This is a genomic window from Elusimicrobiota bacterium (assembly GCA_041660925.1).
GTDB lineage: Bacteria > Elusimicrobiota > Elusimicrobia > UBA1565 > UBA1565 > JBAZUV01.
Genome location: JBAZVI010000004.1, coordinates 44,772 through 58,056 on the forward strand (window position 1 = coordinate 44,772; position 13,285 = coordinate 58,056).

Annotated in this window: 3 protein-coding genes; all 3 read right to left on the minus strand. The window is 68.4% G+C overall.

Annotated elements, in window-relative coordinates:
* Positions 1 to 135 precede the first annotated feature (135 nt).
* Positions 136 to 2,121 (minus strand): cation:dicarboxylase symporter family transporter, encoded by a 1,986-nt coding sequence (locus WC969_06815; GenBank protein MFA6029545.1) that lies wholly within the window; start codon positions 2,119 to 2,121, stop codon positions 136 to 138.
* A 153-nt stretch (positions 2,122 to 2,274) separates the two neighbouring features.
* Positions 2,275 to 9,885, minus strand: coding sequence for a hypothetical protein (locus WC969_06820; protein MFA6029546.1), 7,611 nt, complete (start codon positions 9,883 to 9,885; stop codon positions 2,275 to 2,277).
* A 97-nt stretch (positions 9,886 to 9,982) separates the two neighbouring features.
* Positions 9,983 to 13,267 carry a hypothetical protein gene (locus WC969_06825; protein MFA6029547.1) on the minus strand — a complete coding sequence of 1,095 codons (3,285 nt, stop codon included), beginning with the start codon at positions 13,265 to 13,267 and terminating at the stop codon, positions 9,983 to 9,985.
* Between the last annotated feature and the right edge of the window lie 18 nt (positions 13,268 to 13,285).

A 13,285-nucleotide genomic window follows, 5' to 3' on the forward strand; every position in this document is an offset into this window, starting at 1 on the left:
CGTTCCTCTCTGCCGAAAAGTATATCAAAGTTTCATGTCTGACACAAATCTCGTCGAAGAACGTTCAGTTCTGACGCCTGCCCGAAACGAAAAGGCCCCCTCTTCGGGGGCCCTTTCGGCGTGCGACAGGATCGATCAGCGGCTTTCGAGAGCTCGGCCTCCCGGGTTCTTTGCGCGCTCTTCTTCGGCGCGCTTGCGGCGGATCTCCGAGATGTTCTTCGCGCGGACGTAGCGCAGGCGCTTGCGGTCCTGCTCCACGGCCGGGAGCATGTCGCCCAGGACGTTGAGCGCCGTCTGCACCATGTCCAGGATGCGGTCGGCGGGAAGGATCATCGTGTAGACCTTGTTGATCTGCCCGGCCTCCAGGCCGGTCTGGCGGAGCACCGGCTCGAGCAGGGTGATGTTGGAGGCGGGGATCCCGGGCGCGCCCATCGCGATGACGAGGACCGTGAGGGCGGTGTTCAGATACTGCGCGAGGGTCGGCGCCGCGCCGAACATCGACAGCGCGTAGAACGCCGTCAGGCCCATGTAGAGCGCGGTGCCGTACATGTTGAACACCCCGCCCAGCGGCACCACGGCCTCGCGCGTCTTGCGGGAGACGCCCATGGCCTTGAGGGCCTCCTTCTCCGTCGGCATCGTCGCGCTGCTCGAGGAGATGCTGAAGCCGACGAGCGCGGCCTTGAGCAGCTCCTTGAAGTCCTTGGCGCGCGCGCCGAAGGCGAAATAGACGGCCAGCATCGCGATGAAGCCGACGGCCATGCCGGCGAAGGCGGTGATGTAATAGCCTCCGAAAGTGCTCAGCAGGCCGAGTCCGCCCGTGGCCATGGTCATCGAGAGCAGGACCGCCACGGCGGGGATGCCCACGATGTCGATGAACCTGGGGAAGACGACGTTGACGAGGTCGGCCGCCTTCTCTCCCAGCCGGCCGGCCTTCACGAGGAAGGGCGCGGTGCGGCCGTTGACCACGAGCCCGGCCGCCCGGTCATAGAGGCGCCGGAGCGCCCCTCTCCAGCCGGTCCCGTCGCTCGGTCCCGCCGAGCCGTCCTGGACGCCGCGCGCGCGCTTGTAGAGGAGCGCCGCGCCGGTGAACAGGCCGATGATCGGAAGCATGAACTGCATGGGGCTGAAGCCCCCGTCCGCCAGACCGGGGATGGCCGCGGCCGCGAAGCTCGCCGGGTTCACGACGGGGAGCAGGCTCGTCATCGCCATGGTGACGCCCGCCGAGATCGCGAGGCCCGCCACGGTGATCACGAGGAAGCCCAGCAAGGTGCGCGATTCCTTCACGACGCTGTAATGCGCGAAGGACTTGTACACGTTGAGGCCGATGAAGGGCGCGGCCAGCCAGGGCAGGCCGCCGAAGAACAGCCCGGGCAGGAGGCTCAGGACCGGGAGCGTGCCGAGGTTGATGCCCGCGAGTCCGACGGCGGCGCCCGCGGCGGCCGCGATGAGGAAGCGGTTCTCCTTGAGGACCTTCCAGAGCGAGAGCGTCTTCTGGCCGGACCCCGGCGCCTTGATTCCGGAGCTTCCTCCCTTCTTGAGCGCGGCGCGGCCGACCGAGGAGCTCAGGCCCGGGAGACGGCCCGGCGCTCCGGCCTCCGCAGCCGACACGGGGACGGCGTCCAAGGCCCGGCCGGCCTTCCCCGCGCCGCCGTCGAACGCGGCAGCCATGCGCTCGATGGGGGCCGCGTCCGCGGAGCCGGACGCTTCAAGGGCCGAGCGCGCCGGGACCGCGAGCTGTTCAAGGACCGAAAGCGGGGTCTGCGGGCCTTCGCGCCCCTCTTGCGCCCCTTTCGCCGGGGAGACCGCGTCCGCGGCGGAGCGCCGCAGGGCGGCGGCGGGCGCGAGGAGGAGCCGCGCGGCCTCGCTTTTCGCCTGAGGCGCCGCGGCGCTCGGCGCCTTGACGGAAGGGGAAACTGCGGGAACCTGCAGGGAGGGCAGCGCGATCCCGAGGACCGAAAGACCGCCCGGCGTCCGGATCTCCGCGAGCGTGCCGCCGAGCCGGACGCCCGCCCCGATCGCAATGACTCCGACCGGGCTTAACGGAGTCGAAGCCGCGGGGATCGGCAGGGTCTGCGCCAGCGCCTCGTAAGGCCCCGTTCCCGGAGAAACGAGGAGGAACACCAACGCCAAGGCCGCCGCGAAGGGACGAGGGGATGCTCCGCGCATATGTACACTTGGTTATAGCGCGGCGGGCGAGGAAGCGTCAGGACCTTTCGGGCCGGAGGACGAAGGCAAGGGACCCATGCGGAACCCGGTCCGAAAGGCGGGGGTTGCTCAGCGGCCTTCGAGGCCGCGGTACAGGGGGTTCTGGTACTTCGAGGCGTCCTTGAGGACGCCGGCGGAGCGGAGCTGTTCGAGCTCGACCTCGTTCTGACGCATGGTGAGGTACTTGTCCACGGTCTGGCGGTAGAGCTCGGTGAGCTTGGGGCTGGCCTGCCGCTGTTCGAGGCCCTCCACGAAGCGATGGACCGTGCCCCAGTCGGGGATGAGCTTGCCCTCGCGCATCGACATCGCCAGGCACTCCGGGCTCTCGCGCAGCTGCTGGAGGACCGGCTCCTCGCGCATCATCTTCTGGAAGACGGGGTCGCGCTGGGCGGTCTGGATGTCCATGACCAGCTTGAAGGTGCGTGTCGTCGGGTGGTCGGGAGTCGAGGGCAGGATGCGCCCGAGGTCGATGCGGCCCTGCGCCTGGATGCTGTGCACGCCCGACATCTCCTGCGGGTCCACGATGAGCATCTGGAAATCCTTGTAGCCCTTGAACGCCGTGGGGCTCGGGTTGCCGCGGTCGCCCTTGAAGTTGAGGTCGAGGCCGCGGCCGCCGACGCGGGTGTCGAGCATGAGCACCTTGACCTTGCCGGTGGTCATGCCGTCGAGGTTCATCTGCTCGCCGACCTTCGCGTTCGGGCGGTTGAGGCGCAGGAACTCGGAGTCGGAGAACACCATCGCGATGTTCTCGGGCTGGAGCTTCCCGGTCTTGATGAGGTACTTGCGCACCGCCTTGACCATGCGCGTGTCGGAGAGGCTGAGCACGACGAGGCCGTTGGGGTCGGCCATGGCTTTGTTCACGGCCTCACCGATGGTCTGGAACTTGCCGGCGGGGTTCTCATGGATCTCGAGGCGCACGTTGGGGGCGCCCTCCGAGCCCTTGCCCACGATGTTGACCTTGTTCCCGTTCATGTAGGAGTAGAACTCCTTGCCGGTCGTGCCCGAGAAGCCCACGAAGCGGACGTTGTGGTTGTCCCGGATGAGGTCGTTCATCGTGACCATCGTCTTGTGCTCGTAGGGGAGCGTCAGGTCGGTCCCGTACTCAAGCTCCCAGTAGCGCCGCGTCGGCGTGTCCATGGACTCGAACCACTGTCCGTTGTGGATGACGTTCACGCGGCCGGTGATGTTGTCGACGCGGATGTTGGCCGGGTTGTCGAGGTAGCCGCGCGCGAGGTTGAAGAGCTCCGTGCGCACCCAGCCCGAGCCCTGGCCGCTCACGCCCCGCGGGAGGATCGTCGAGGGCAGGATCTCCCAGAACATGCGCCAGCGGACGTCCGGCGGCAGGAAGGGGTCGTTGAGGAAGGCCTTGACCAGCCCGCGCGCGTGCGTGCGGGCCAGGCCGTCGGTGCTCGCCGTGACGGGCTTCAGGAAGCCCGCGTCGCCGAGTCCCGGGATCTTGGAGAGCGTCCAGCGCAGGCCCGTCCACTGCAGCGCGTAGCGGGCGGCGAGCTCGGTCGCCGGGACGCCGTCGATGCGGCGCTGCCAGGCCTCGACGGCGCGCTGCGAGGTGAAGTCCACGCGCTTGAGCTGGGATTCGAAGGCGGTCCCGGTCGGGAGGATGCTCACGCGCGCGGCGTCGGCCTCGGGGCCCTTGAAGGAGGCCAGGTCGGTCTTCCACGCGGCGGCCGTCCCCTGGGCTTCGGCGCGCAGGCCCTCGAGCTGGGCCCGCATGAGCTCGCGCTGGGGCGCCTCGAAGGGCTTCAGGCGCGCGTTGATGTCGGAGAACTTCCCGTTCCATTCATCGACGACGCGCTGGGCCCCGGCGACCTTGTCCTTGAGGACGGTCTTTCCCGGAGCGTCGGCGGCGTCGAACTCGGCCTTCGCCGCCCGGAGGGCGTCGTCGGCCTTGAGCATCTGCTCGTAGGCGGTCTGGCGGGCGGTCATCACCGCCTGGTGCTCGGCGCTGACGGGCTTGTCGAGGAGCTTGGAGATCTCGGCGGCCCGCGCGTCCCAGCGCGCCTTGAGGTCGCGGGCCTTGGCGACCAGGGGCTGGGCGGCCGGGTCCTTGCCCGCGAGGCTCTCCATGGCCGCCAGGAACTTCTTGCCTGATTCGGTGAGCGTCGTCCCGGCGGCCTTGGGCGCCTCCATGAGCACCTGGCCGTCGTCCTGGACGCGGGTCTTGGAATAGACCATCGAGTACATGTCCTGGCGCATCTTCGAGAAGATCTCGTAGATCGGGTTCTCGCGCGTCACGGCGCGGTCGACGAGGCCCTCGCGCTGGGTCAGGAGCTCCCGCGCCCGCGTCTCCCACCCCGGCTTGCCCTCGCGCACGACCTGTCGGAGGCCGTCGGCGTTGGCGCGCAGGTCGGCGCGGGCCTGGGCCCCGCCCTCGGAGACGCGCAGGGCCTGCGACTCGAGCTGCCGGGCCATGTCGGCGTGCCCCTCGGAGCGGGCCAGCTTCGCCATGCGGCGCAGCCCCTTGGCGGTGGTCTCGCCGGCGGGCTCGCTCTGGACGAGGACGGACTTCTGGGAGAGCAGGATGTTCTCGAGGTCGGCGCGGAAGCCCTTGAGGTCCACGGCGCCCCTCGTGCGGCGCTCGGCGAGGGCGGTGCGCAGGTCCCGGCCGGACTCCGCGAGCATGCTGCGCGCCTCCCCCTCGGGGAGGGCCGTCAGGAGCGCGTCCTGCTTGCCGATGAGCTTCTGCATCCGTCCCTCGAAGCGGGCCAGGTCCGTCTGCGCGAGGCCCGTCTGCAGCTCGCGGAGCTTGGCGTCGAGGCGCTGGACCTGCTCGCCGGCCTTCGGGCCGGGGGTCGCCTTGAGCTCGGCGACGAGGTCCTGAAGGGCCTTGGCTTCGGCCTCGGGCAGCGCGTTGCCGCCCGAGCGGCGCAACCAGCCGTTCGCCCGCTCGAGGGCGCGGCCCTTGTCGCCGGAGGGCGTGAAGGCCTTGGTCTCGAGCAGCATGAGCTCGCGCGAGACCTGCATCATCTCCTTGGCGTTCTGGAGCACGGCCTCGCGCGCCTCGCCGGCCGGCATGGCGTCCGCGGCGGCCTGCATGCGCCGGACCTGGGCCTCGAGGCTCTTCTGGGCCTCCTGCGGGCCGCGGTCGAGCATGGTCTGCAGGCGCCGGCCAATGTCCTTGAGCATCTTGTAGCCGACCGCGTCCTTGGAGACGCCGGCGGTGGTCTCGCCGATGGTGAGCGCCGGCTGCTGGGCGGCCCCGTCCATCTCGTCGCCGAGCAGCCAGTAGTCCTCCGCCACGCTCTTGACCTTGAGCTTTCCCTCGGCGATCTTGGTCTTGAAGCCCTCCCAGGTGTCGATGGTCATCTTCGTGGTGAGCTTCTTGAGACTGCGGAAGTCCACGCGCGCCTGGGACTCGAGGTTCGACTGCACGGTGAGGAACATCGTCTGCTTGCCGCGCATCGCCGCGTCGGCGTCGGCGAAGGGCAGCAGGCCCTCGAAGGCCAGCAGGGTCTTGCCGGCGCCGGTCTTCATCTGCAGGAAGGTCCGCACGACGTCGGAGACCTGGGTGCCCTTCTGGCTGACCGAGTAGAGGAAGTACATCATGCCTTCGAACTGCACGTCGCGCCAGCCCGGGAGGCCGTCGCCCTTGGCGTTCTTGAGGATCCAGGGGGAGTTGACGACCTCCTTGACCGCGGATTCGGCCACCTGGTAGTCGGCGACGGAGACCTTGCCCTTGAGGCCCTCGAGCCCCTTGCCGAGGTCGCTGACCAGCGTCAGGAAGTCTCCGGGGTTGGGGGTCTCGCCGGGCTTCGGGGGTTTCTCTCCGATGCGGACGACCGGGTCGCTCGCGCCGCGGTTCTGCGCCGTCCACTCGAGGGTGCGCTTGAGCACGCCGTCCACGAAGTCCTGGACATCGGCGTTCTTCGCGGGGCGGGAGGAATACTCGGTGCTCAGCGCCTCGAGCGAGGACTTCACGCGGGCGCTGAAGGCCTCGGGGCGGTTGAAGTACTGGAAGCGCTTCTGGATGGCCTCGAGATACTCGACGGATTTCGTGAGCACGGAGCTTTCGACGGGGGAGAGCGCGGACTTCTGGCCCTCGATCTGCGCCCGGAACTCGTCGAGGAGGGCCGTGTAGTGCTTGCTCGCGTCGACGTGCTTGGAGCCCTGGCGGTCCTTCCACTCCAGGGTGCGGTTCATGAAGTTCTCGACGGCGTTCTGGAAGGCCTTCGAGGGCGTCTTGTTCTTCGCCAGCGCCTCGACGAGCTCGCGCGCCTTGCCCTGCACCATGTTCTCGGACTCGATGTAGGGCTTGAGCAGGGCGAGGCTCGCGTCGAGCTGGGGCTTGGGCACCGAGCGCCCCTCGGCGTTGGCGCGATAGAGGATGCGCGCCACCTCCTCCTGGTGGCCGAGACTCACGGTCCCGAAGCCCTCGACGGGCTTGCCGAGCTTCGAGGCGAGGATGTCCTTGGCGAGCTTCGGGCTGTCGAGGACGGCCTTCTCGAAGAGGCCCTGGGCCTGGTCGCGCACCTCGTCGTTGATGATGAGGCGGCCGACCTGCTTGTTGTCTCCCATCTGGCTGACTTCGTAGAAGCGCAGGGGGTTGACCGCCCCCTTCTTCCCGTCGCCGCCGAGCGCGAGCGGGAGCTCCTCGCGGATGGCGTCGTACTTCATCTGCTTGGTGACCTTGAAGGTCCCGTTCTGTCCGCTCTCGCCGCGCCAACGGAAGTTGAAGATCTTCTCCATGTAGGAGCTCGTCGGCGAGCCCTTGAGCCCCAGCTCGGTGATGTCGGCGGCGGCGTTGGCGATCTTGTCGAGCTCCCCGGCCTTCTTGTACTCCTCGTAGCCCTGCTGACTCTGGCGCATGGCCTTGGCCTGGGCCTCGTAGCGGGCCGGGTAGGTCGGCAGCAGCAGCCACAGCGGCTTCTCCATCCACGCCAGCCCGGCCTTCTCGGAGCGCTTGATGCGCCGCTCGATGTTCTCGCCGTCGATGGTGTTGAAGCGGTAGTTGAGCTCCGTGGCCGCGGCGCCGATCCCGGTGCTGAAGACGTAGTACTTGGCGATGTTGTCGCCCATGCTCAGCGCGGTCGCGACGCCCGCCTTCCAGCCGCCGGCCTGGACCAGGCCTCCGAGGCCGACCTTGCCGAAGGTCTGCGCGGCCTTCTCCATGCCCATCGTGCGCAGGCCGGAGTCCACGGCCGCGCTCACGTTGCCGAAGAGACCGCGGGTGGCCAGGGACTCGGAGGCCTGGGAGAGCACGGGCACGCCCTCGAAGGCGTTGGAGGGCACGCCGGCGTAGAGGAGCATCGGGTGCCACGACTCGGTCGCCCACTTGGCGCCCTGCTGGTAGCCGAGCCCGAAGGCTTCCCCCGCGGAGGCGAATGGGGAATGTCCGCCGCCGATCGTCTCCTGGTAGGCGTGCGTGCCGGCCGCCATGACGCCCGAGGTCGTGCCCGAGAGGCCGAAGGAGAAGGCCGACATGCGCGCGCCGGCGTTGACGAAGCGGACCATCGAGGCCTCAGCGGCCCGCATGACCTTCGTGGAGGCGTAGAGCTTGTCGGCCGCCGGGCTCAGCGTCGCGAGGCGGATGGCGGTGTTCTCGGCGATCGCGCCGACGACGCGGAAAAGGACCGCCGAATATTTCCCGACCTTCCCCATGGTGTCGAGCGCCTTGGCGGTGGTGAAGGCGACCTTGGCGACGCCGCTCAAGGCGGCCGAGGCGACCGGCGCGGCGACGGCGAGGGCCGCGGACCAGATGACCGTGTTGATGACCATGCCGGTCCAGACGTGGACCTGGGCGACGCTGTTGAGCACGGTCTGGCTCTTCTTGAGCGAGGCCTGGATGCGCTGAGCGTCGGTGAACTCCGAGTCTCCGCGCAGGTCCACCTCGCGGTAGGCCATGACCGCGTCGGGGTCGAGCGCGAGCAGCGCCTTGCGTGCCCCCTTGAAATCCTCGGCCGCGATGAGACGGGTGACGGCCAGCAGCTGCGGCTGATACTTCGTCACCGCCGCGCGGTTGCGCACGTAGCCGGACGCTCCCTCGCCGCCGAGCCAGCTCGGGGTCTTGCTCCAGAGCTTGGCGCCCTGCAGGGTCACCCACGGCGTGACGCCGGAGTCCTCGTCCTTGGCGACCTTCGAGAGGCCCGGCATGGAGAGATAGAGGATGTAGTCGAGCCCCACCTCGCCGAGCTGGGCCTGCGTGGCCTGCAGCGCGTTGGTGATGGCGCCCATGCCCGTCACGGGGTCGGCGCTCAGCGCGTTGCGCTTGATGCGCTCGAGGGCCGCGAGCAGCTGCTGGATGCGCGCGGCGACGGCCTTGCCGGCGGTCTTGTACTTGCCCTTCTCCTCCTCGGTGAGCGGGGCCTCGCGCAGGGCTTTGAGCAGGGTCTCGGCGTCGGGCGCGTCCTTGATGAGGCTCAGGTTCACCGCGATCGAGCTGATGGCGGCCTCGTAGCCGAGCGATTCGAGCTGGTTGATGGCCTGGAAGCGCTGGGACTCGGCGAAGGAGAGGACGATCGACTTGAAGACGACCTGGCTCTCGCCCTGGAGCCCGGAGACCTCCTCGGGGAGGATGAAGTCGCGGCCCTTGAACTGCTCGACGCGCTTGCGGTAGGCCTCCAGCGCCTTGCGGCCGGCCGCGAGGTACTTGGCGCGGTCCTCGAGACGGCATTCGATGAGCTCGAAGTAGTCGGCGACCTTCCTCTTGCAGACGGAATCGTATTCGCCGAGCTTCTTCTTCTTCGCATCCTTGATGAGGTCGGCCTCGAGCGTCTTCTCCTTGAGGAACTGGTCCTCCCGGTACTGCTTGCCCAGCAGCTGCGCCAGGCGCATCATGCGGTCGATGCGCAGGCCCTTCTCCTGCTGGTCGATCTGCTCCTCGCGCTGACAGAAGTCGTAGTAGAGGGTCTGGTAGTTGTAGCGGCCGGTCTCAGGGATGAGCGGGGCGCAGGGGGGCCGGTTCTTGTTCATCTTGCGCTGCTGCTGCTGAACGTCCCGGCGGAAGGTGACGACCCCGCCCACCGGGCCGCAGGACCAGTCCTCCCACGTCCCCCCCTCCTGCTCCCTCTTCTTGAAGTCCTCGAACGCGGAGAGCGTCATCTTATCGGGCTCGCGGGAGTCCGGCCAGCCCTGCTTGCGGCAGGCCATGCCCTTGGTCATCTTGACCGCGATGCCCTTGGCGTCCTCGAAGAAGAAGCCTTCGTTGGTCTCGACCTGGACGTACTCGGGGGCCTTGCCGCCGGGGTCCTGCTGCATGACGCCGGTGAGGATGGCGTTGAGCTTGGCCGAGAGCATCCAGGCGTCCTCTGCGTTGGTCCCGCCGATGTCGCCGTAGCGCTTCTGGACGTCCTGGAGGGCTTTCTCGACGGACTTCTTCTTCGATTCGGTATACGCGCCGCTCTCGCGGATGTCGTCGAAGGTCTCGCGGTAGTCCTTGATCTTGCTCTCGTCGGCGCGGAAGACGCGGTAGATGACCTGGCCGATGGCGGTCAACTGGCCGTTCGCGTCGAAGAGGTAGCCCTTGAAGTTGTCGTCCTCGCCCTTGAGGACGCCCTTCTGCTGGAAGAACTTGAGCGCCTGCGCCGGATCGACGGGAGGAGCGACGGCGTCGGTGGCGGTGGACTTGGGGGCGGCGACGTTCCCGGCGAACGCGGCGGAAGGCACGCTCGTCCAGGCGAGCGCGGCGCAGAGCGTCGCGGCGGTCAGTCGTCGATAGAGGTCCATCGCCCTATAAGGTTAGCGCCGAAGTCCTATGCGCTCCAGACGCGAAAGGCCCAGCCCGCCGGGTGTCCTTAGACCCGCGCGGGCTGGGTCCTTGGGCCTACTTTTTACACTCCGCGCCGCCCCAGGTGATGAAGCAGCCGTGGAGGTTCGCGTACTTGCTCTGCCCTTCCTCGCTGCCGGAGCTGTAGAGCGCCCAGGCGCCCTTCTTCTCGTAGCCCTCGCGATACTTCGGGATCATCGCGAAGCGCACGCCCATCGTCGAGCGCACCGGGAGGAACTTGTCCTTCTCCTTGAGGTCGCTGAAGACCAGCATCCCGGGCAGCACGGGGTTCGTCTTGAGGAAGCCCGGGTCCTTGCTCACGAGGACCGGACGGCCCACGCGGGAGACGTCGTCGGAACCCTTCACCTTGAAGAGGACGTAGTACTTGACCTCTTTGCCGTCCTCGCTCTTCAGCTCATAGAGCGCCGCGCCCCCGTCCTTGGCGGACAGGATCTTCTTCGCGTCCGGGCCGCTCATCTCGGGCGAGGTCGTCTCCGGCAGGTCGCCGTCCTGCGAGTTCCAGTCCCCCGCCGTGGCGTCGAAGGCCACCGAGTTCTCGGGCGCGCCCTCCGGGCCGTCGATGCTCACCACCCCGCAGGGCTCGTACTTCGGGTGGACCTTGCAGCGCTCCTTGCCGTCGAACATGAGGACGACGGCGCTCTTGCTGCCGGAGACCTCGAAGGACTTGCGCACGCCGCGCGCCTTGTCGATGTTGGTCACGATGCCGGCCACGGACGACTGCGAGAAGCCGACCTCGGAGTCCTTCATGGCGTCGAGCACCGCGGCGTTCTGCGAGTCCCAGTCGCGCACGTTGAACTTGAACGCGCCCTTCGAGTGGTCTCCCAGGTAGTGGGCCTCCCCGTAGGCGTCGATCTTGCCGCAGTCGTAGCTTCCCGCGAGGTCCGAGTAGCGGGTCATGACGCCGGTCTCGTAGAGCGCCTTGACCTTGATGATGTGCCCGCCGAGGATGTCCTCGCCGCCGCGCTGCACGAGGCCGTTGGCGAAGGGCATCAGGACGAAGCAGCGGAGCGTCAGGTCCGGCGTCGAGGCCTTGAGGTTGATCGACACCCTCTGCACGGGGTCGTTGACGCTCACGTTCTCGATGAAGCGCACGGAGCTCTTGCGCAGGCTCGCGTCGAGCTTCTCATTGAGCTTGTGGAGCTTGTAGGGCGGATCGGCGAGCACCGGCCAGCCGTCGGTATCCACCTGCCCGCCCTCCTGCGTGGGGGCCGTGGGGGTGTTCCCGCCCGTCGAGGCGTCGGTCGGGGCCGGCTTGGGCGGGTCCTTGGGCGGTTCGGTCCCTTCCGTCGGCACCCAGATGCCGAGCTGGGCGTTCCAGACCAGGTCGTACCACTTCTCGCCCACCTTCCCGAGGCTCACCTTGTCGGAGAGGTTCTCGGGGACGCCGCTGCTGGAACGGCGGTTGACGTAGGCCGCCATCTCGGGGACGAGCTTGCGGGCGTCGAGGTTGGCCTGCTCCGCGCGCCCGTTGATCGTCTCCTCGGGCCAGAAGGTCAGGGAGCCGCGGTCGGAGGACTCGCCGAAGGCATAGTAGCGCTTCCCGCCCACTTCGACGAGACTGCCGAACTGGTGGACCTTCTCCGCGCGCTGTGAGAAGAGCCCGTTGACGGTGATCTCGACCTGGCCCGCCTTCCCGTAGGTCGTCTGGGCGCCGGGGGTGGTGCTCTCGAGCCGGACGACGTGGTCGTTGCCCCGCGGGTCGAACTTGAGCGTGTACTGCTTGCCGTCCTCCTTGCCGTTGAGGGTGAAGGGCTGCTTGTTGTCGTACTGCATGTTGAAGCGGCGGCCGTAGATGTTCCCTTCGTCGGAGATGTCGTAGACGCCGACCTCCTGCGTGAACTTGTTGGGCGGGTTGTTGCCGTCCTTGGTCGTGCGCACGACGACGGCGATGCGCCGGCCGTCGATGTGCATGACGTTGTAGTCGCCCCACTTGCCGAAGAGCTGCTCCGGCCCGAAGGTGCGGCTGGCATTGACGCCCTGCGCGAGCGGCTTGGTCGCGGCGCCGAGCGGCACCGCGCCGTCGACGCCCGCGTCCCCGACCTGGCCGACGCGCTTGAAGAGGGCGTTGACGTCCGCGCGCTCCGCCTTGAGCAGCGAGCGCGTGTGCTCGGCGGCGTCCGCGAGGAAGGCGGAGAACCACTCGAGCTGCTTGTCGCCCCCGAGGGGCTTGCGCTCGAGCGCGGGTGAGGGGCTCCCGCAGGCCTCCTGGATGCTCGCGCCCGGCAGCGACCAGCGCGCGAGGCACGAGCCGAGGTCCTTCTCGAAAGCCGCGATGCGCGGGCTCTCCGTCTTGCGCCCCTGAAGGATGCCGGCGGCCGCCCCGCAGTCCTTGGCCGCGGGGTTGGCGGCGCAGAGCCAGAAGTAGACCTCGGAGGCATCGGCCGGGCTGGCGTCGACCCAGGTCTTGACCGAGGCCGTGAGCGCCTTGCCCTTCTCCGCCTCCTTGCCCAAGGCCGTCTTGAGCTCGGGCATGAAGAACGAACGCCCTTCCGGCGGCTCGCTGGCGAAGGCGAAGAGCCGCCGCGCCATCTCGTCGCGGGTCTCGGGCCGGTCCTTCATGAGGGCCGAGAGCAGGTTGACGGGGTTGGACTCGTCGAGCGCCGCGGGGTCGCCGACGGCGCCGGCCCCTTCGATCTTCGGAGCGCCGGCAGCGACGGGCTTCGTCGGCTTCTCCCCTTTTTCGCCGCCGAGCGTGTCGGTCTTCGCCGCCGCCGCGGGAGCGTTCCCGATCTTCCCCTCCACCCCGACGCCGACGACCTTGCGGTCCTTGCCCTTCGCGTCGGTGACCGTGAGCGCCCCGTCCTTGCCGAGCGCGGCCTTCCCCAGCGGCGTCCCCGCCGCGGACTTCTTGTCGTAGAGCGCGGCCGCCCCGCCCTTGAGCTGGTTGGCGTCGTAGTAGAGCGTCTGGCGGCTCTTGCCGTCCTGGACCTGGACCATCTTCCAATCCGGATCCTTCGCGATCGTCGCCGGGACCTTGACGCCCTTGGGCTCGCGGCCGGCCGGCACCGGGAAAGCGTACGCGTAGTTGGAGGCGCCCCGTCCGGAGCGCACGCCCTTGAGCTTCACTTGCACGTCCTTGCCGGCCTTGTCGCGGAAGAAGAAGTCGGCCTTGGAGTGCACGATGCGATAAGGGGTCTCCTTCCCGTCCTTAAAGAGCGCGGGCGTGGCGTCGGTCCATGTCCCGGCGAACATGTAGGTCCCGACGAGGTCCTTGGGTTCCACGACCTCGCACTGCTTCCAGTCGCCCGCCTGGGCGAAGGAGAGGGCGCAGAAGAGGAGGGCGGCGAGAGTGGCGAAGAAGCGGCCTCGGATGGAGGTCATGGGCGTTCTCCGAAGATG